We start from the raw sequence: 18721 nt of genomic DNA on the forward strand, positions 1-18721 counted from the left end.
TCATGGACAAGTCCACCTTCGAGGAACGCAAGGCAATCCGGGGCGAGATGCACGCGGCGCAGCGCCACGACAGCGCCCACAAACATGTCGCCGGCACCGCCGACTATATCGACGACATGCCGGAACCCGTGGGCACGTTGCATGGCGCACTCGGCATGACCGACCGGGCGCACGCGGAGATCACCGCGATGGACCTCTCGGCCGTCGCCGCCGTACCCGGCGTCGTCTGCGTGCTCACCGCCAAGGACATGCCGCATTCCAACGACATCAGCCCGAGCCACCTGCATGACGAGCCAGTGCTTGCCGATGGTCTCGTGCAGTTTCATGGACAACCCGCCTTTGCGGTGATCGCCGAGACCCGCGACATCGCCCGCCGGGCGGCACGGCTGGCGAAAATCACCTATCGCGACCTGCCGCATTTCACCGACATCCTCGACTCGCTCGCCCATGGCGGCGAACTGGTGACGCAGCCGCTGAGCCTGCAGCGCGGCGACGCCGAGGCGGAGCTGGAAAGAGCGCCACGCCGGCTCAAAGGGCAAATGCGCGTCGGCGGCCAGGAGCACTTCTACCTCGAAGGCCATATCGCGCTCGCCATTCCCGGCGAGGACGACGAGGTCACCGTCTGGTCCTCGACCCAGCATCCGAGCGAGATCCAGCACATGGTCTCGCATGTGCTCGGCGTGCCCTCAAATGCGGTGACGGTGAACGTCCGCCGCATGGGCGGCGGCTTCGGAGGCAAGGAAACGCAAGGGAATCAGTTCGCAGCGCTTGCGGCGGTTGCGGCGAAGAAGCTCAACCGCGCCGTGAAATTCCGCCCGGACCGGGACGAGGATATGACGGCAACCGGCAAGCGCCATGACTTCCTCGTCGACTACGACGTCGGTTACGACGACGACGGCCGCATCCATGCGGTTCATGCCAACTATGCGGCGCGCTGTGGCTTTTCGTCGGACCTCTCCGGCCCCGTCACCGACCGGGCACTCTTCCATGCCGACAGCTCCTATTTCTACCCACATGTGAAGCTCACCTCGCAGCCGCTGAAGACCAACACGGTCTCGAACACCGCCTATCGCGGTTTCGGCGGGCCTCAAGGCATGCTCGGCGGCGAACGCATCCTCGAGGAAATCGCCTACCAGCTCGGCAAGGATCCGCTCGAAATCCGCAAGCTGAACTTCTATGGCGAGAGCGGCTCGGGCCGGGACGTCACGCCCTACCACCAGAAGGTCGAAGACAACATCATTGCCCGCATCGTCGCCGAGCTTGAGGAGAGCGCCGACTATCAGGCACGCCGTCAGGCAATCCTCGACTTCAACAAGACGAGCCGCATCATCCGCAAGGGCATCGCGCTAACGCCAGTGAAGTTCGGCATCTCCTTCACCATGACCGCCTTCAATCAGGCGGGGGCTCTGGTGCACATCTACCAGGACGGCTCGATCCACCTGAACCATGGCGGCACCGAGATGGGCCAGGGCCTCTATATCAAGGTTGCGCAGGTGATTGCCGACAGTTTCCAGGTCGACCTCGACCGGGTGCGCATCACCGCAACGACCACCGGCAAGGTGCCGAACACCTCTGCGACCGCCGCCTCCTCGGGCTCTGACTTGAACGGCATGGCGGCTCATGACGCCGCACGCCAGATCAAGGAGCGGCTGGTCGCCTTCGCCTGCGAGCGCTGGCAGACAACGCCTGATCATGTCAGCTTCGTGCCCAACCATGTGAAGATCGGTGAAGAGCTGGTGCCTTTCCCCGAATTCATCAAGCAGGCCTATATGGGCCGGATCCAGCTTTCGGCTGCGGGCTACTACAAGACGCCGAAGATCCACTGGGATCGCGCCAGTGGCCGCGGCACGCCCTTCTACTATTTCGCCTATGGCGCTTCGGTTTCGGAAGTGTCTGTCGATACGCTGACCGGCGAATACATGGTCGACCGTGTCGACGTGCTGCACGATGTCGGCCGTTCGTTGAACCCGGCGATCGACATCGGCCAGATCGAGGGCGGCTTCGTGCAAGGGATGGGCTGGCTGACGACGGAGGAACTGTGGTGGGACGACAAGGGCCGGCTTCGCACCCACGCCCCCTCCACCTACAAGATCCCGCTCGCTTCCGACCGGCCGAAGATCTTCAATGTGAAGCTCGCCGAATGGTCGAGCAATACCGAGAAGACCATCGGCCGCTCCAAGGCGGTAGGAGAGCCGCCCTTCATGCTGCCGATCTCGGTTCTGGAGGCGCTTTCCATGGCAGTCGCCAGTGTCGCGGATTATCGCGAGTGCCCGCGGCTCGATGCCCCGGCAACACCGGAGCGTGTGCTGATGGCCGTCGAGCGTCTGCGAGATCGCTGACGGCCATCAAGATTTGCCTCAAATCCGCGGCAACTCATTGATGCTGAGCAGGCGACGGGCGTTGGCCATCGCCTCCTCGTCGTCGCTATGCGGGCTATGGACATCCATGAAACCCATATCTCTCTTCATGTGGTCGGAGAGAGCGTTGACATCCAGCATCGGCTTGGGGGCAACGAGGCCGCCGAACAGGGCAGCCGTGAGCCGTATGACCGGCTCGATTGAAAGAAATGGTTTTCTTTCAGTACGTTCGAATGTGTCGCAACTCATTTCAGCACCTGTTCGTCTTGGGAAGTTGACTTGGAGGATGCCGTGGAGGAGGATCGAAATCCAATCGAACATCCGTCTGCATGCATCAAGAGAACTTATCCATGAAGATGTCGAAGCAGTTTCCGCTGAATGCGCTGCGGGTCTTCGAAGCGGTCGCCAGGCTCGGCAGTTTCACCAAGGCCGGCGAAGAACTGGGCATGACCCAGACCGCCGTCAGCTACCAGATCAAGTTGATCGAGGAGAATGTCGGCGAACCGCTTTTCCTGCGGCGCCCGCGTCAGATCTCGCTGACCGACGTCGGCCAGCGGCTGGCACCGCGTGTGACCGAAGCCTTCGAGATGCTGCAGGAAGCCGTCTCCAATGCCCGCGGCGATATCGACAGCGCGCTCCTCATCAGTTCGACCCCGACCTTCGCCTCGCAATGGCTTGCCCGCAACATCGGCAGCTTCCAGCTTGCCCATCCCAACATCGCCGTGCGGCTGACGACGAGCGACTCGCTCACCGATTTTAGCCGCGAGCCCGCGGACCTCGCGATCCGCTCCGGCGGGGGCGTCTGGCCCGGCCTCGACACCCATCCGCTCATGCGCGTCGAGTTCAGCCCGATGCTGAGCCCGGCGCTCGCCGAGACCATCGGCGGCGTACACGAACCACGCGACCTCTTGAAGCTTCGCATCATCGATGCCGGCGATCCCTGGTGGCCGATGTGGTTCAAGGCCGCCGGGGTCGACGATCCCGATCTCGAGGGACGGCCGCACAGCCGGCTTGGCGCACAGACCTTCGAGGCACGCGCAGCCGTCGCCGGCCAGGGCGTCGCCATCCTGACGCCGGAATTCTATCCGGATGATGTCGCGCTCGGCCGGCTCTACCAGCCCTTTGATCTGCGCTGCAGCGACGGCTGCGACTACTGGCTTGCCTATCCGCACGCGCGCCGCAACACGCCCAAGATCCGGATTTTCCGCGACTGGATCCTCGGCGAGCTTTGTCCGCCGAGCTTCCTGCACGCAAATAGCGCTTGACGAGAGCCCTGCCCCCTTTTCCCCTCCGTCGTTTTTGCGCAAGGTGCAGCGATAGAGACAAAAGGGGATCTGAATGTACGAGTTCGCCATTGCCTGGGAATGGCTGGCCTTTGCCGTCCGCTGGCTGCACGTGATCACGGCCATCGCCTGGATCGGCTCATCCTTCTATTTCATCGCGCTCGACCTCGGCCTCACGAAGCGCGACCACCTGCCGGTCGGCGCCTATGGCGAGGAGTGGCAGGTGCATGGCGGCGGCTTCTACCACATCCAGAAATACCTGGTGGCGCCGGCCTCGATGCCTGAGCATCTCACCTGGTTCAAATGGGAATCCTACATGACGTGGCTCTCGGGCTTCGCCATGCTCTGTCTCGTCTATTACGGCGGCGCCGATCTTTTCCTGATCGACCGCCATGTGCTCGATATCTCCGCAACCACAGCGATCCTGATCTCGCTTGCCTCGCTCGGCATCGGCTGGATCTTCTACGATCTGCTCTGCAAGTCGCCGATCGGGGGCAACACCTGGGGGCTGATGGCGCTGCTCTATGTGGCGCTCGTCGTCATGGCCTGGGGCTACACCCAGGTCTTCACCGGCCGCGCCGCCTTCCTGCATCTTGGCGCGTTTACCGCGACGATCATGTCGGCCAACGTCTTCTTCATCATCATCCCCAACCAGAAGATCGTCGTCGCGGATCTCATCGCCGGGCGCACGCCGGACCCGAAGCTCGGCGCCCAGGCGAAACAGCGCTCGCTGCACAACAACTATCTGACGCTGCCGGTCATCTTCTTCATGCTGTCGAACCATTATCCGCTGGCCTTCGCGACGGCATTCAACTGGATCATCGCAGCACTCGTCTTCCTGATGGGCGTCACTATTCGCCACTGGTTCAACACCACCCATGCCCGCAAGGGCAAGCCAACCTGGACCTGGCTTGTGACTGCGCTTCTCTTCATCCTGATCATGTGGCTTTCGACCGTGCCGAAGGTGCTGACCGGCGGCGAGAAGGCCGAGGTCGCACCGGTCTTTTCGCGCTTCGCCGCGAACGCGCACTTCCCCGCCGTCAAGGATACGATCTCGACCCGCTGTTCCATGTGCCACGCGGTAGAACCCGTTTATGAGGGCATCACCCAGGCGCCGAAGGGCGTGATGCTTGAAAGCGACGCGGAGATTGCCGCCCATGCCCGCGAAATCTATATCCAGGCCGGGCGCAGCCATGCGATGCCGCCCGGCAACGTGACAGACATGACGACGGACGAGCGCCAGCTGCTGACAGCCTGGTTCGAAAGCGCCGTCGAGGAAGGCAAGACACAATGACCACCACCCTCATCCGCGGCCGATTGCTGAGCTTCCACCGCGCCCCCACGTCGATCGACGACAGCGCCGCCTATGGCTATGAGAGCGACGGCGCACTTCTGGTCGAGGGTGGCCAGATCCTTGCGAGTGGCGCTTACGCCGCGGTGAAGGCAGACGCTCCTGAAGGTGTGGCGGAAATCGATCATCGCCCGCACCTGATCGTGCCCGGCTTCATCGACACGCACCTGCATTTCCCGCAGATGCAGGTGATGGCCTCCTATGCCGCCAACCTGCTCGAATGGCTGAACACCTACACCTTCCCGGAGGAGTGCCGTTTCGTCGAAACCGCCCATGCCGAGCGGATTGCGAAGCGCTTCTTCGACGAGATGGTCCGCCATGGCACGACGACGGCGACGGCCTATTGCTCGGTGCACAAGGCGTCCGCCGACGCTTTCTTCGCCGAGGCGCTGCGCCGCGACATGCGCATGGTCGCCGGCAAGGTGATGATGGACCGCAACGCCCCGCAAGGCCTGCTCGACACGCCGCAGATGGGCTACGACGAAACCCGCGCGGTGATCCGCGAATGGCACGGCAAGGGCCGCAACCACGTGGCGATCACGCCGCGCTTCGCCATCACTTCGACGCCGGAGCAGATGGACGTTGCCAAGTCGCTCGTACGCGAGTTTCCCGACCTGCACGTACAGACCCATCTGTCGGAAAATCGCGACGAGATCACCTTCACCTGCGAGCTCTATCCGGAAGCCAAGGACTATACCGACGTCTACGCCCGCTACGGCCTGCTCGGGCCGAAAAGCCTGTTCGGCCACTGCATCCATCTGTCCGAGCGCGAGGCGGATGTCATGAGCGAGACCGGCTCGGTCGCCGTCTTCTGCCCGACCTCCAACCTCTTCCTCGGCTCCGGCCTCTTTCCGCTGCGGGCGCTTACCCGCAGGGACAAGCCGGTGCGCGCCTCGGTCGCCTCCGATATCGGCGGCGGCACCAGCTATTCCATGCTGAAGACGCTCGATGAGGCCTACAAGATCCTGCAGTTGCAGGGCGAGCGGCTGAACCCCTTCGACAGCTTCTTCATGATGACCCGCGGCAATGCCGAGGCGCTCTCGCTCGTCGACAGGATCGGCACGCTCGAAGCCGGAACCGATGCCGACTTCATCGTGCTCGACACGGCGGCGACGCCGGCAATGGCGCTTCGGGCAGAAGTGGTCAATTCGCTCGCCGACGAGCTTTTCCTGCTACAGACCATGGGCGACGACCGCGCAATCGTCGAAACCTATGTCGCCGGCAAGCCGGTGAAATCGGCACTCGCCGCCGCGTGACCGTCCAAATCCAGAGAGGTCAAGAAAATTGACCTCTCTGCGTTCTGGCTATTAACAAGCCTCCGGCAAACATGGTAATGGCTCGTTCAATATCCGTTGGACGAAGGCCGTTTTCATGACGCAAATCCTCGAAATCAGCGATCTCAAGGCGCTCGCCAAACGTCGCGTGCCGAAGCTCTTCTTCGACTACGCCGACAGCGGCGCCTGGACCGAAGGCACCTATCGCGCCAACGAGGAGGATTTCGCCAAGGTCAAGCTGCGCCAGCGGGTGCTGGTCGACATGACCGACCGGTCGCTCGAAACGACGATGATCGGTCAAAAGGTTTCGATGCCGGTGGCGCTTGCCCCAACCGGCCTCACCGGCATGCAACACGCCGATGGCGAGATGCTGGCGGCCCAGGCCGCCGAAGCCTTTGGTGTCCCCTTCACGCTCTCGACCATGAGCATCTGCTCGATCGAGGACGTCGCCTCGGTCACCACCAAGCCCTTCTGGTTCCAGCTTTACGTCATGCGCGAGCGCGAATTCGTGCTGAACCTTATCGACCGCGCCAAGGCGGCGAAGTGCTCGGCGCTGGTGCTGACGCTCGACCTGCAGATCCTCGGCCAGCGTCACAAGGACCTGCGCAACGGCCTCTCCGCGCCGCCGAAGATGACGCCGAAGCATCTCTGGCAGATGGCGACGCGCCCCGGCTGGTGCATGAAGATGCTCGGCACCAAGCGCCGCACCTTCCGCAACATCGTCGGCCACGCAAAGAGCGTTACCGATCTTTCTTCGCTCGGCGCCTGGACGGCGGAACAGTTCGACCCGCAGCTTTCGTGGAAGGACGTCGAGTGGATCAAGGAGCGTTGGGGCGGACCGCTGATCCTCAAGGGCATTCTCGATCCCGAAGACGCCAAGATGGCGGCGGCGACCGGTGCCGATGCGATTATCGTCTCCAACCATGGCGGCCGCCAGCTCGACGGCGCCCACTCCTCCATCAGCATGCTGCCGCGCATCGTCGATGCGGTTGGCCACCAGATCGAAGTGCATCTCGACGGCGGCATCCGCTCCGGCCAGGATGTGCTGAAGGCCGTCGCCATGGGCGCCAAGGGCACCTATATCGGCCGCCCCTTCCTCTATGGCCTCGGCGCCATGGGCAAGGATGGGGTGACCAAGGCGTTGGAAATCATCCGCAAGGAGATGGACATCACCATGGCGCTCTGCGGCAAACGCAACATCAACGACGTCGACCGCAGCATCCTGGCGGAATAGGCCACGGCATCAGCCACTCCCGCCCTCATTCCTGTGCTTGTCACAGGAATCTAGCCAGCCCAAGTCCTTGGGCTGAAAGGTCTTTTGACCCGACAGACTTCGGGTCGCTGGATCCCCGCCACAAGGGCGAGGATGAGGGAGCTTGGAGTGACCCTTTCGGCAAAACGCGAAGCGAGCGCAAGACCCCTTACGCCTCAGCTCCCCCGATAGGTCGAGTACCCATAGGGCGAAAGCAGCAGCGGCACGTGATAGTGGCTCGCCGGATCGGCGATGCCGAAGCGCAATGGGATGCGGTCGAGGAAGGCCGGTTCCGGCAGCGTCGCGCCTGACCGGCGCAGATAGTCGCCGGCATAAAAGACCAGCTCGTAATTGCCGACCATGAAGCCGACGCCTTCGACCATCGGCCCGTCGACGCGCCCGTCGCTGTTGGTATGAACGGTGCGGATCAACTGCCGCTCCTCGCCTTCGAGCCAGTAGAGATCGATGCGCAGCCCCTCGGCCGGCTTGCCGAGCGCGGTGTCGAGAACGTGGGTCGTCAGTCTGCCGGTGCTGCTCATCCTATCCTCTCATTCATCAGTTGGCACGGGATGGGCGCGGAAGACCGCACACGATTTCCTCATACCGCCAGATTGGGGCTCTCAATGACGAAGGGCTCGTCGTAGAAGTATTCCTCAAGATTGTTGCCCGGCCCATCGCGATCGACGATCAGGAAATCGCTGACGGCGCCGATCGACATCAGCGGGTGATGCCAGACGTTGCGGCCGTAATTGACTCCTTGCTTGCCGCTCGCTTGGAATACCCGCGGCGTGCCCGGACGCCCGTCCTCGTCTTCCGCGACGACGACGACCCAGGGGCGATCGTCGAGCGGTGAAAAGCTCTGGCTGCCGAGCGGGTGGCGCTCCATCATCGTCACCGCATAGGGAAAAGCGCGCGGCTGACCGCGGAAGATATTGATGATGACATTGGCGCCGTCGCCGACCACATCGGCGCGCGCCAGCCCGTGGAAACGTTCCGTGTTGCCGCCGTTGATGTAGCGCATCGTCGCCGGATCGGCTTCGATGATGGTTCCGAAGGGTGCAAAGGCGTCGCGCGTCAGCGGTTCGATGGTAAGCAGGCGCGACATCAGGCGTGGACCTCGCAGGTTTCCACGGCATTCGACAATGTCAACTCCAGTTCGACGGTCCTCCGAAAGAGCGAGGACGCGTATCGAACGGTTTTGTCAGGCATTTTCGTCTCCAGGAAGCATCGACTGCAGCCGCAGGCGGGCGATTTTCTCCACCTGCGCGCAAGCGGTTTCAAATTCCTCTTCGGGCGAATTGTCAATGCGGCTTTCGAAGGAGGCGAGAATCTGACCCTTGGTGAGCCCCTTCACGGCGATGATGAAGGGGAAGCCGAATTTCTTCGTGTAGGCATCGTTCAGCGCCGTGAAGCGCTGATGTTCCTCGGGCGTCAACCGATCGAGGCCAGCAGACGCCTGCTCGGCGGTCGAGTCTGCCGTAAGCTTGCCCGCGATCGCCAGCTTTCCGGCGAGATCCGGGTGGGCGCGCAGCACTTGCAGCTTTTCGCGCGGCAACGCCGCACGAAAAGCCTGGCAGAGCGCCGAATGCACGTTGCCCGCCATCAAACCCGCCGCCGCGGCGCGATCGTAAGCGCGTTCGGCCACCCAGGGCGAATGCTCGAACACGCCGCCGAAACGGGCGACGAAGGCGTCGCGGTCGGACATCAGAGCGTCCCTTCCGGCTTGTGGTGCTGGTACCAGTGGTTGGCGATGTCGATGCGCCTGGGCACCCAGACCTTATCGTGCGACATCACGTAATCGATGAACCGGGCAAGGGCTGCGGCGCGGCCAGGGCGGCCGACGAGCCGGCAGTGCAGGCCGATGTTCATCATCTTGGCATCGCCCTGACGGCCTTCCTCATAGAGCACGTCGAAGCTGTCCTTGAGATAGGTGAAGAACTGGTCGCCGGAGTTGAAGCCCTGGTTGGTGGCAAAACGCATGTCGTTGGCATCGAGCGTATAGGGGATGATCAGATGCGGCTTGTCGGCCGGCAGCCCCGGCACCCAATAGGGCAGTTCGTCGGCGTAGCTGTCGCAGGAATAGAGGAAGCCGCCCTCCTCCAGCACCAGCTTCAGCGTATTGGCCGAAGGCTTGCCCTGGTAGATGCCGAGCGGGCGCTCGCCGGTCAGTTCCGTATGCAGACGGACGACTTCGCGGATATGCTCGCGCTCGACCTCCTCCGGAAAATCCTTGTATTCCAGCCAGCGCAGGCCGTGGCTGGCGATTTCCCAGCCGGCTTCCTTCATGGCCGCAACCGCTTCCGGATTGCGCGCCATGGCGAGCGTCACGCCGTAGACCGTCAGCGGAACGTTACGGCTCGTGAACATGCGCCACAGCCGCCAGAAACCGGAGCGTGCGCCATATTCGTAGATCGATTCCATGTTGAGATTACGCTGTCCCTGCCAGGGCTGCGCGCCGACGATCTCGGACAGCAGACATTCGGACGCCGCGTCGCCATCGAGAATGCAGCTCTCGCCGCCCTCCTCGTAGTTCAGCACGAACTGCACGGCAATGCGCGCATCGCCCGGCCAGTTTGCCTTCGGCGGATTGCGGCCGTAGCCAACGAGGTCGCGCGGATACTTAGTCTCAGACATCAAATCACCCTTCGATTTTTCCAGAACGGTATCACCGCCGACCGGATTGTCGATACCGAAATCTACCCGCGAAGGGTTGCTGGGCGACGAGTTCGGAATGAGACGAAGGCTGAATTCTGCGCTCTCACTAGCGATGCGCCATCAATGCCGCGACGATGAGCGGCAAGGGCCGGATCGATCCCGAACCAAGAGAGGGATCGGCGGCAACGCGCTTGGCGCGCTCGGCGCGCGCATTCGTGGAGATCTTGCCGAGCGGGTGCTGCGAATGCACGCGCAGGGGCGCGCCGGTCTCTTGCTCGACGAAGAGGGCAAGGCTGCCGATGGCAAGCGGCGTCGCCAGGCATGGCTCGAACAGGTCGCGAAGCGGCGCCTCGACCTGGCGTATCGCGTCCGACGCGAGCGGGCCAGTCAACATCATGTGAAAGCGGTACTCGTCCATCACATGAGGATCGCCCCAGCGGTGCAGGTTGGAAAACTGCGGTGCGGTCAGCCGATCCGGATCGGAGCGCTCGATCTCGTCTTCGCTGAGTGGCGCACGAAAAGCATCGAACTCCTGAACGATATTGGCGGCCAGCAGATGCATCGCGGTGCTCGGGACCTGCGGCATCAGGCCAAAGCACCGGCCGATGCGGGCGACCTCCAGGCGATCGATTTCGAACGGTGTCTGCGCGCCGGCAAAATGCATCAGCGCCTTCAGGAGCTGTGATTCCGTCATATCCGGATGCAGACGAAACGGCGACATCATCACCGCATGGAAACCGAAGCGGCGCGGTACGGCCGTATGGTAGGCGATGTCGGCAGAGCTCAGGCCCGCAACCGAAGGCAGTTCCGTCGGTTCGCCGGAATAGACGTTGCGCCCAAGCCAGCTTGCGGCAACCGCGGAAAGCGGGTCGGCCATCGGCGGCGTAAAACAAATGGCGTAGCGCATGTCTGGCTCCGGTATCCGTTCGAGCGGGATGAGGAAAAATGCCTGCGGTTTTCCGCCCCGCTCCAATGAGATCGATCACGCTTATGAGTGCCGATCCGGCTCGGGATCATCGTGATCTATTGGCCGCGTCTTAGGTGATTTGCGTGACAGATTGACGAAGTGGATCCTGCAAAACCACGCGATCCCGCCGGCTTGCGCCGGATTTTCGGAACCATCCAGCCCAACGGCCGTTCCCTCAAGGTAACAATCAAGGATGGAGAAGAAGCGTGAGCTATCACAACGCAAACCTGCAGGATGCCCGGATCAAGGAAACCCATGACCTGATCGGAAGCGACAAGGTTGAAGGCACGAAGGTCTATGGCTCCGACAACAAGCACATCGGCTCGATCGAGCGCGTGATCATCGAAAAACGCAGCGGTCGCGTTGCCTACGCCGTGCTCGGTTTCGGCGGTTTCCTCGGCCTCGGCGAAGACCACTATCCGCTGCCCTGGGCGAAGTTGACCTATGACGAAAACCTCGGCGGCTATCGCACCGACGTGACGCGCGATCAGGTCGAGCGCGCACCGAAATATCGCGGCAACGAGGAATACAACTGGAACGAGGAAAACGGCCGTCGCGTCTACGACTACTACGGCGTACCGCCCTACTGGATGTAAGGTCGGACTTTCGAATGTCTGAATATTCGAGGCTCCGCCAGCGGCGGGGCCTTTCCTATGCCCGATCCTAGAGCGCCGTGCGTTCAAGTGAACGCACAAAGGACGCTCTAGCACTTTGAATCTAGAGCATCTTTCCGCTTCCAGTGATTCCACTTGAGAGCGGGATGCTCTAGAGATGCTTCTCGCGAAGCGCCGCAATGTGGTTCCGGCACAGGAAGGATTCCGGCAGATCGAGCGTCGGGAGACCGGCGATCTCGTCGACAACGAAGCGCGCCAACCGATGCGCAATCCCGAAGCTCACCTTGAAGCCGCCGGTCAGCACGGAAATGTTCGAATGATCAGGGTGCCGCCCGACCATGGGTTCGCGCCCCGCCGACTTTGGCCTGAGCCCGGCCCAGCGCTCGACCACCTCCGCATCCGCCAGACACGGCGCCAGCAACGTGGCGCGTCGAAGGAGATCGTCGAGCTGTTCGTCCGTGGACAGTGGATCGGCAAAGCTGTTCTCGCTGGTGCTGCCGATCGCCACATGGCCATCGTCATGAGCGATGATGTAGACGCCATCGGTGAAAATAACCGGCAGGCCTGGATCGACATCCGCCCTCAAGAGCGCGGCCTGGCCCTTGACCGCCGTGCCGCTCGTCGCTTTCAGCGGCCCCGACACAGCATCGATCAGCGGGAAACTGCCGATGCCGGCAGCGATGATGCAATGGTCGAAGCTGAGCCGGCTGCCATCGTCACGCTCGGCCCTGCCGTGCGCCGGAAGGATGCGCACGCCCGAGCCTTCATCGATCTGAACATTCTGCAACTGCAACAGGGCGGCACGCAGGGCCGACAGCGTGCGGCGCGGCGACACCCGCGCGGCCAGCGTATCGAAAACGACGCCATGCGCCGTTGCCTCCGTGCCTGGCCAACCCTGCGGGCCTTCCTCCTGGACATGCCAGAAGAATTGCCGGTCGCCCGCGCGCCATTGCTGTCGTGCGTCCTGTTCATGCCGGAGCGCAATGTCGCGTAAGTGCGGCTTGGCGAGCGGCATCAGCCGCCCGGTGCGGCGATAGCCGGTCGACACCCCCGCCTCGGCTTCGAGCTGCGCGATCTCCTCTTCGAGGGACACCAGCGCTTCGAACTGGAATTGCTTCTTGGCATTCCAGCGGTCGGGCATATGCGGCATGAGCGCGCCCAGTAGGCCGCCGCTCGCGCCGGCACCGATGGCCTGTTGCTCGACGAGCCGCACCGTCATGCCCTTGCGCGCGGCGGAAAGGGCGGCCCACAGCCCCATGATACCGCCGCCGACGACCAAAAGCTCGCTCATCGATTGACCTTCTCCGGCCGGCGGATTATCGCCTTTGCCATGACAGGACCAGCAGACCCGATCGACCCGCCAGCGCACCAAAACCTTGATTGGCACGAGGGCGATATGCCCTATTCCCGGGAGTTTGGCGATCACTTTTATTGCCGCACCGATGGGCGGCTGGAATGCGGTCACGTCTTCCTTTCGGGCAACGGCCTGCCGGAGCGCTGGGTCGGTACGGGCACCTTCCGCATCGGCGAACTGGGCTTCGGCACCGGGCTCAATTTCTGCGAGACATGGCGCCAGTGGAAGGCAACCGCTGGAGCCGGCGACCGCCTGCATTTCGTCTCATTCGAGCGATTTCCCATGGCCGCCGACGAGATTTCCCGTGCGCTCAGCCACTGGCCGGAAATCGATGCGGAACGGCTGGCCCTGGTCTCCCGCTGGCCGGCAGACCCCGACGGTGACGTCCGCATCGACTTTGGCGACGGCGTCACCCTCACGGTCGTCTGCGGTCCGGCGCTCGAAGGTGTCGCCCGCACCGAACATCCGTTCGACGCCTGGTATCTCGACGGTTTCGCCCCCTCGCGCAATCCCGACATGTGGTCGGAAGAGCTGATGCGGCACGTCTTCGAAAAAACCGCGCCCAGCGGTAGCTTCGCGACCTATGCCGCCGCCGGTTTCGTCCGCCGCAATCTTCAGGCCGCCGGCTTCGTCGTCGAAAAACGCAAGGGTTTCGCCGGCAAGCGCGAGATGCTGCGGGGCGACCGCCCCTACTGCATGTCTCCCTAAATCGACCTCGATTTAAGGACAAAGACATGCAGAAAATCAAAGTGCTACAGCGGCCTTTGCGCGTCTGATAAGACGCGCGGCGCTGTAGGCGCTCCCCCCGATTTCAACGTGTCTTGAACGGTTGCGCCATCGCCCTGCGAAAATGCGTCAGCGGGAACGATTTACTCCACAAGAGAACTGAACTGTCGCAAATGGCGGGCCATCGCGCCTGCGGATCTGCGACACAACCCCATCGGCAACACGGTGGGTCCTTCATGAACGACGATCAGTTTCCCGATGCAGCAACCGGTGATGCGGCCTCGACCCCGCTGGAGCGGCGACGCAGGCCAGGCGGCCGCGGCGCCGAGCGGTCCCGCAAGTCCGCGGGCGGAAAATACCTCAATCTTGTCAATACGCTGGCGAAGTCCACGGTGCTTTCGGAAGATGCGCTCGAAGCGATCCATGACGCGTCGCTGACCATCCTCGAAGAGATCGGCATGGACATCATCCTGCCGGAAGCACGCGACCGGATGAAGGCCGCAGGCGCCGATGTGACGCCCGGCACCGACCGGGTGCGCTTCGACCGCGGGCTGATCATGGACATGATCGCCTCCGTGCCTCCGGCCTTCACGATGCACGCCCGCAACCCGGCGCGCAACGTCGCGATCGGCGGCAACAATCTCGTCTTCGCCCAGATCGCCAGCGCGCCCTTCGTCGCCGATCGTGATGGCGGCCGCCGCACCGGCAACCATGAAGACTTCCGCAAGCTGGTAAAGCTCGCCCAGTCCTACGACATCGTGCACACGACCGGCGGCTATCCGGTCGAGCCGGTCGATCTGCATGCCTCAGTCCGCCACCTCGACTGCCTCTCCGACATGGTGAAGCTTACCGACAAGGTCTTCCACGCCTATTCGCTTGGGAAGCAGCGCAACACCGACGGCATCGAGATCGCCCGCATCGGCCGCGGCATCTCCATGGAGCAGATGGAGCGCGAGCCTTCGCTGTTCACCATCATCAACACCTCCTCTCCGCTACGCCTCGACGGACCGATGCTGCAGGGCATAATCGAGATGTCCTCGCGCAATCAGGTGGTGGTGGTCACGCCCTTCACATTGGCCGGCGCGATGGCACCGGTGACGATCGCCGGCGCACTGGTTCAGCAGAACGCCGAGGCACTTTGCGGCATCGCCTTCACCCAGATGATCAGGCGCGGCGCGCCTGTCATGTATGGCGGCTTCACCTCGAACGTCGACATGAAGACCGGCGCACCCGCCTTCGGCACGCCGGAATACATGAAGGCGGTGGTCGCCGGCGGCCAGCTCGCTCGCCGGTACAACATCCCCTACCGCACCTCGAACACCAATGCCGCCAACACGCTCGACGCTCAAGCCGCCTACGAGTCCGCCATGTCGCTCTGGGCGCTGACGCAAGGGGGCGGCAACTTCGTCATGCATGCCGCCGGCTGGACCGAGGGCGGGCTCACGGCCTCCTTCGAGAAGTTCATTCTCGACGTCGACATGCTGCAGATGGTGGCGGAGTATTTGACGCCACTCGATGTCAGCGAGGATGCGCTCGGCCTCGATGCCGTGCGCGACGTCGGGCCGGGCGGCCACTACTTCGGCACGCTGCACACGCTGCAGCGCTACGAGACCGCCTTCTATTCGCCCATCCTTTCCGACTGGCGCAACTTCGAGACCTGGACAGAAGCCGGACGGCCGACCACGTACGATCATGCCAACCGGATCTTCAAGCAGAAGCTCAACGAATATGAGCGCCCGCCGCTCGATCCTGCGATCGAAGAGGAACTTGATGCCTTTGTCGCCAGACGCAAGGCAGAGGGCGGCGTCCCGACGGACTTCTGACGGAGCGCCGCGATGGCTGATTGCACGAGCAGCCGCTAGTATGGAGGCGAGCCCTACAAGCCGGGCTCAGGGAAAGACGGCAGCCCGCGCCGTAGCGATCAGTTGATCCGTGGTTGAGGCGACACAATTGCGGTCAATCTCAGCGACCGTCCGCTCCCTGACATGCGCAGACAGGTGTTTTCTGAAATCGCCGAGGGTCCTTGGGGCGGCGCAGATCACGAGGCTGTCGAAAGCGTGGTTGGCGGCGTAGCTTTCGAGCCTTTCAGCAACGTCGGCGACGAAGCGCTGCTGCTCCTCGCGAACGGGATCGCTCTTGTATTCCATGGCGGAGCGGCCGTGCCCGTCGGACGAGTGCGCTCTGCCCGGCTTATCCGCCATGATGTCCTGAACGCGTTTCGGTTCGGTGTGAAAAGTTTCCTCGTCCGGCCGCTGGCGTTCCTCCTTCAACAGGTTCACGCCCTTGACGATGCGCGCGGTGTTGCCATCCGCGACCAGTATCCATGTCCGGTTCTGCACGATTGTCTCCCAGTGAAAGGTGTTGATCGTGGCGGGCCGAAGAGGCCCTTGAAGGAAACGCGCGAGGCTCGGTTCGGTTCCATCAAAACGCCGCTCAGCACCAATTGTTTCGGCCTGTAACGGCGATCACATCCGTGCGACATAGGCCTCGAAGCTGCGCTCCGCTGTCACCTCGTAACGCTCACGCTCGACGTGAACGGAGCTGATCCTGTCGACGCGAAAATCGCGGAAATCCGACCTCAGCTCGCACCAGCCCGTCAGCAGCCAGAAGTGGCCGAAGACGCTGAGACCGAGCGGCCAGATGATCCGCTCGGAGTGCTCGTTCTTGAGGCTGTCATAGCTGAGGCGAAGCTTGCGCCGCTCCGCGATCGCCTGGCGCAGATCGCCCAGCAGTGCCGGCGGTTCCGGCTGGAGCGCCGAGCGGAAGGCGCGAAGTGGCGCCGCCATCAGCCGCTGCCGGTGTTCGGGAGGCAAGCCGTGGGCGATCTTCTCCATCGCCTCGCGCGCCGATCGAGCAAGTCGCCCGTCGCCCAGCATCTGCACGGCCCTGGCACCGAAGGCGAGCGCTTCGAGCTGCTCGAAGGTGAAGGCGAGCGGCGGCGCGTCGAAGGCCCCGCGCAGCAGATAGCCGACACCACGCTCGCCATCGATTGGCGCACCGGAAGCGATCAGATGCTCCATGTCGCGATAGATCGTCCGCTGCGCGACCTCCATCTTCTCGGCGATCTCCCGCGCCGTCATCGCCCGGCCGGTCGCGCGCAGGAGCTGGATAATGCGAAACAGCCTGTCGGCGGGTCTCATCCGTGGTCTCCCTTCGCCATTCTCTCCCACGTTTGAAAGGGCTATAGCGACCGTCCGGCAGGCACAAGCATGCCGGTGTCGACTATGGCCATAAGGCTGTCAGTTGCCCTATGCTAAATCAAGCTCCAACAGACATGGAGCATGAACATGACCAGCGACCACATCCTTGAGCTTGCCGTTTGCATCGTTCTCGACAAACCCGCGGCGACAGCCACGCGCCGCCGGGCGATGCAGGCCGTTTCCCGCTACCCCGGGTTCGTCTCCTGGCGCGCCGTCGATTCCTGCGAGACCTCGGGCATGTTTGCGGACCTGGTCGAATGGGAGACGCTGGAGGCCGCCCAATCGGCCGGTGAGCGCGTTCGGGTCGATCCGGAGTTTGCGCCTTACGCGGCGACGATCAGCGCGGTAATGCTGGTGCAGCATTTTACCGACGGCCAGAAGATCTGAGCGGCCAGAAAAACGAGCGAAGGACTGCCGAGCGATGGCCGAGCCACTGAAGAACCTGCTGCACCCCGGCGTCGTCACCGATATCGCCGACCGGATCGCCCGTGGCGCCAGCGTCTTCGATCGGGAGAAATTCCTGCGGCTCGCGGGCGATGGCCTCGAAACGCTGGAACTGATGCAGCGTTCGCTCAAGATCCGTGATGCGCTGGTCGAAACACTGCCGCAGCCGTTCGCCGAAGCGGCCGCCATTCTTGCGGCCTGCCTGCCCCGAGACGATGCGCCCGGTCTCAGCGGCTGGGCATTGCTCCCCCTCAGCCAGTACGTCGCCTTGCGCGGCCTTGGGGAGTTCGACCTGTCGCTGTCGCTGCTGCGTGCACTGACGCCGCATTTCACCGCCGAGTTCGGCATTCGCGTCTTCATCGACCGCGATCAGGACCGCGCTCTTGCCACGATCCACTCCTGGACCCAAGACACCAACCATCACGTCCGCCGGCTGGCGAGCGAAGGCACGCGCCCGCGCCTGCCCTGGGCAATGCGGCTGCCGAAACTCATCCGCGATCCGAAGCCAATCCTGCCGATCCTGACGGCCCTTCTCGACGACCCCGAGGACTATGTGCGCCGATCGGTCGCCAACAGCCTCAACGACATCGCCAAGGACCATCCGGATCTGGTGGTGGCTTTCGTCGCGGGGCATATCGTCGACGCATCACCGGAGCGCCGCCAGTTGCTGCGCCATGCCTCGCGCACGCTCCTGAAGCAGGGCCACCCGGACGCGCTTGGCAATTTCGGCTTCGCTCCCCCGGCCGGCATCAATGCCAGGTTCTCGCTCGACCGCTCCGAGATCGTGCTCGGCGAAAGCCTCGGCCTGCGCCTGGCCGTCAGTCATGACGCCGAGACGAGCCAGAAGGTGATGATCGATTACGCCGTGCATCACCGCAAGGCGAACGGCGCGTCATCGCCGAAAGTGTTCAAATGGACCTCGGCGACGCTTGCGCCCGGCCGCTCGATCGAGATCGAAAAACGCCATGCGATCCGACCGATCACCACCCGGCGTTACTATCCGGGCGCGCACCGCATCGTCATCCTCGTCAACGGCCAGGAAGCGGCTGAAGCCGGCTTTGATCTCGCGCTGGAGTAGATCTCATTTCGCACCTGCGAAAAGATGCACCTTGACTTTTTCGCCCAAAACGACGACATGGTGCCCAGCGTCACCTTCAGGCCGCCGCGTGAGCGCGCCCTCGGCAACACAGAAAGCCGTGAAGAAGGAAAAGCGCACCCATACGCCGTAAGCGGCGACAGCACAG

General features: G+C 63.1%; 19 protein-coding genes. 10 read left to right on the forward strand and 9 right to left on the reverse strand.

The genetic code is table 11. From position 1 onward, the window contains the following. The first annotated feature begins 2 nt into the window (after nt 1–2). Complete coding sequence (xdhB, locus tag AC3WWH_RS16925; protein ID WP_058321175.1) at nt 3–2339, forward strand: xanthine dehydrogenase molybdopterin binding subunit; 2337 nt, start codon at nt 3–5, stop codon at nt 2337–2339. A gap of 18 nt (nt 2340–2357) precedes the next feature. Here the strand turns inward: xdhB and AC3WWH_RS16930 are convergent, their stop codons facing one another. Next, nucleotides 2358–2678, reverse strand: a complete 321-nt coding sequence (locus AC3WWH_RS16930; RefSeq protein ID WP_058321176.1) for a hypothetical protein — start codon at nt 2676–2678, stop codon at nt 2358–2360. 29 nt (nt 2679–2707) lie between these two features. Between AC3WWH_RS16930 and AC3WWH_RS16935 the strand changes: the two genes are divergently transcribed. The 4 genes from AC3WWH_RS16935 (at nt 2708) to AC3WWH_RS16950 (ending at nt 7499) form a co-directional block, all read left to right on the forward strand. Continuing rightward, complete coding sequence (locus AC3WWH_RS16935) at nt 2708–3622, forward strand: LysR substrate-binding domain-containing protein (RefSeq protein WP_057252987.1); 915 nt, start codon at nt 2708–2710, stop codon at nt 3620–3622. A 73-nt stretch (nt 3623–3695) separates the two neighbouring features. Next, on the forward strand, nt 3696–4934 hold the full coding sequence (gene puuD / locus AC3WWH_RS16940; RefSeq protein ID WP_058321177.1) for a urate hydroxylase PuuD: 1239 nt from the start codon (nt 3696–3698) through the stop codon (nt 4932–4934). Beyond that, nucleotides 4931–6247, forward strand: a complete 1317-nt coding sequence (gene guaD / locus AC3WWH_RS16945) for a guanine deaminase (RefSeq protein ID WP_058321178.1) — start codon at nt 4931–4933, stop codon at nt 6245–6247. Before puuD ends, guaD begins: the two co-directional genes overlap by 4 nt. A gap of 115 nt (nt 6248–6362) precedes the next feature. After that, a complete protein-coding gene (locus AC3WWH_RS16950) occupies nt 6363–7499 on the forward strand; it encodes an alpha-hydroxy acid oxidase (RefSeq protein ID WP_057252982.1) in 1137 nt (378 codons plus the stop codon). A gap of 194 nt (nt 7500–7693) precedes the next feature. Here AC3WWH_RS16950 and uraH read toward each other — a convergent pair whose 3' ends face one another. From uraH to AC3WWH_RS16975, 5 genes are all read right to left on the reverse strand, one after another. Then, on the reverse strand, nt 7694–8056 hold the full coding sequence (gene uraH / locus AC3WWH_RS16955) for a hydroxyisourate hydrolase (RefSeq protein WP_058321179.1): 363 nt from the start codon (nt 8054–8056) through the stop codon (nt 7694–7696). A 59-nt stretch (nt 8057–8115) separates the two neighbouring features. Then, nucleotides 8116–8622, reverse strand: coding sequence for an ureidoglycolate lyase (locus tag AC3WWH_RS16960; RefSeq protein ID WP_058321180.1), 507 nt, complete (start codon nt 8620–8622; stop codon nt 8116–8118). A 96-nt stretch (nt 8623–8718) separates the two neighbouring features. Next, nucleotides 8719–9222, reverse strand: coding sequence for a 2-oxo-4-hydroxy-4-carboxy-5-ureidoimidazoline decarboxylase (gene uraD / locus AC3WWH_RS16965; protein WP_057252976.1), 504 nt, complete (start codon nt 9220–9222; stop codon nt 8719–8721). Next, nucleotides 9222–10151, reverse strand: coding sequence for an allantoinase PuuE (gene puuE / locus AC3WWH_RS16970; RefSeq protein WP_057254309.1), 930 nt, complete (start codon nt 10149–10151; stop codon nt 9222–9224). The genes uraD and puuE overlap by 1 nt, the downstream gene beginning before the upstream one ends. A 127-nt stretch (nt 10152–10278) precedes the next feature. After that, the gene (locus tag AC3WWH_RS16975) at nt 10279–11079 is read right to left on the reverse strand and encodes a DUF1045 domain-containing protein (RefSeq protein ID WP_058321181.1); all 801 of its coding nucleotides are present in this window, start codon (nt 11077–11079) and stop codon (nt 10279–10281) included. Nucleotides 11080–11345: 266 nt separating this feature from the next. Between AC3WWH_RS16975 and AC3WWH_RS16980 the strand changes: the two genes are divergently transcribed. Further along, nucleotides 11346–11735, forward strand: coding sequence for a PRC-barrel domain-containing protein (locus AC3WWH_RS16980; protein WP_058321182.1), 390 nt, complete (start codon nt 11346–11348; stop codon nt 11733–11735). Between the two features lie 169 nt (nt 11736–11904). Here the strand turns inward: AC3WWH_RS16980 and AC3WWH_RS16985 are convergent, their stop codons facing one another. Beyond that, nucleotides 11905–13044: an NAD(P)/FAD-dependent oxidoreductase gene (locus tag AC3WWH_RS16985; protein WP_058321183.1), complete on the reverse strand. Its 1140-nt coding sequence runs from the start codon at nt 13042–13044 to the stop codon at nt 11905–11907. 39 nt (nt 13045–13083) lie between these two features. On the opposite strand from AC3WWH_RS16985, the gene mnmC2 reads away from it, so the two are divergent. Together mnmC2 and AC3WWH_RS16995 are read left to right on the forward strand one after the other, a co-directional pair. Then, nucleotides 13084–13815 carry a tRNA (5-methylaminomethyl-2-thiouridine)(34)-methyltransferase MnmC2 gene (mnmC2, locus tag AC3WWH_RS16990; RefSeq protein WP_057254308.1) on the forward strand — a complete coding sequence of 244 codons (732 nt, stop codon included), beginning with the start codon at nt 13084–13086 and terminating at the stop codon, nt 13813–13815. Between the two features lie 254 nt (nt 13816–14069). After that, nucleotides 14070–15656: a trimethylamine methyltransferase family protein gene (locus tag AC3WWH_RS16995; protein WP_058321184.1), complete on the forward strand. Its 1587-nt coding sequence runs from the start codon at nt 14070–14072 to the stop codon at nt 15654–15656. 66 nt (nt 15657–15722) lie between these two features. On the opposite strand, the gene AC3WWH_RS17000 is transcribed toward AC3WWH_RS16995, so the two are convergent. Continuing rightward, a complete protein-coding gene (locus AC3WWH_RS17000) occupies nt 15723–16172 on the reverse strand; it encodes a host attachment protein (protein ID WP_058321185.1) in 450 nt (149 codons plus the stop codon). 126 nt (nt 16173–16298) lie between these two features. Then, nucleotides 16299–16973, reverse strand: a complete 675-nt coding sequence (locus AC3WWH_RS17005) for a helix-turn-helix transcriptional regulator (RefSeq protein WP_058321186.1) — start codon at nt 16971–16973, stop codon at nt 16299–16301. A 147-nt stretch (nt 16974–17120) separates the two neighbouring features. Here AC3WWH_RS17005 and AC3WWH_RS17010 point away from each other — a divergent pair, with 147 nt between their 5' ends. Both AC3WWH_RS17010 and AC3WWH_RS17015 read left to right on the forward strand, forming a co-directional pair. Further along, complete coding sequence (locus AC3WWH_RS17010) at nt 17121–17420, forward strand: hypothetical protein (protein ID WP_057252963.1); 300 nt, start codon at nt 17121–17123, stop codon at nt 17418–17420. A gap of 34 nt (nt 17421–17454) precedes the next feature. Next, nucleotides 17455–18555 (forward strand): DNA alkylation repair protein, encoded by a 1101-nt coding sequence (locus AC3WWH_RS17015; protein WP_057252961.1) that lies wholly within the window; start codon nt 17455–17457, stop codon nt 18553–18555. Nucleotides 18556–18721: the final 166 nt, after the last annotated feature.

Source organism: Ensifer sp. EB106-03-01-XG145 (genome assembly GCF_058792075.1).

Bases quoted from the DNA above. Each gene is read 5' to 3' on its own strand.
- uraD (WP_057252976.1), bottom strand. From the start codon at position 9,222: ATGTCCGACCGCGACGCCTTCGTCGCCCGTTTCGGCGGCGTGTTCGAG.
- AC3WWH_RS16950 (WP_057252982.1), top strand. From the start codon at position 6,363: ATGACGCAAATCCTCGAAATCAGCGATCTCAAGGCGCTCGCCAAACGT.
- AC3WWH_RS16930 (WP_058321176.1), bottom strand. From the start codon at position 2,678: ATGTTCGATTGGATTTCGATCCTCCTCCACGGCATCCTCCAAGTCAAC.
- AC3WWH_RS17005 (WP_058321186.1), bottom strand. From the start codon at position 16,973: ATGAGACCCGCCGACAGGCTGTTTCGCATTATCCAGCTCCTGCGCGCG.
- AC3WWH_RS16995 (WP_058321184.1), top strand. From the start codon at position 14,070: ATGAACGACGATCAGTTTCCCGATGCAGCAACCGGTGATGCGGCCTCG.
- AC3WWH_RS16960 (WP_058321180.1), bottom strand. From the start codon at position 8,622: ATGTCGCGCCTGCTTACCATCGAACCGCTGACGCGCGACGCCTTTGCA.
- xdhB (WP_058321175.1), top strand. From the start codon at position 3: ATGGACAAGTCCACCTTCGAGGAACGCAAGGCAATCCGGGGCGAGATG.
- puuD (WP_058321177.1), top strand. From the start codon at position 3,696: ATGTACGAGTTCGCCATTGCCTGGGAATGGCTGGCCTTTGCCGTCCGC.
- AC3WWH_RS17015 (WP_057252961.1), top strand. From the start codon at position 17,455: ATGGCCGAGCCACTGAAGAACCTGCTGCACCCCGGCGTCGTCACCGAT.
- guaD (WP_058321178.1), top strand. From the start codon at position 4,931: ATGACCACCACCCTCATCCGCGGCCGATTGCTGAGCTTCCACCGCGCC.
- AC3WWH_RS16985 (WP_058321183.1), bottom strand. From the start codon at position 13,044: ATGAGCGAGCTTTTGGTCGTCGGCGGCGGTATCATGGGGCTGTGGGCC.
- uraH (WP_058321179.1), bottom strand. From the start codon at position 8,056: ATGAGCAGCACCGGCAGACTGACGACCCACGTTCTCGACACCGCGCTC.
- AC3WWH_RS17010 (WP_057252963.1), top strand. From the start codon at position 17,121: ATGACCAGCGACCACATCCTTGAGCTTGCCGTTTGCATCGTTCTCGAC.
- AC3WWH_RS16935 (WP_057252987.1), top strand. From the start codon at position 2,708: ATGAAGATGTCGAAGCAGTTTCCGCTGAATGCGCTGCGGGTCTTCGAA.
- mnmC2 (WP_057254308.1), top strand. From the start codon at position 13,084: ATGACAGGACCAGCAGACCCGATCGACCCGCCAGCGCACCAAAACCTT.
- AC3WWH_RS16975 (WP_058321181.1), bottom strand. From the start codon at position 11,079: ATGCGCTACGCCATTTGTTTTACGCCGCCGATGGCCGACCCGCTTTCC.
- puuE (WP_057254309.1), bottom strand. From the start codon at position 10,151: ATGTCTGAGACTAAGTATCCGCGCGACCTCGTTGGCTACGGCCGCAAT.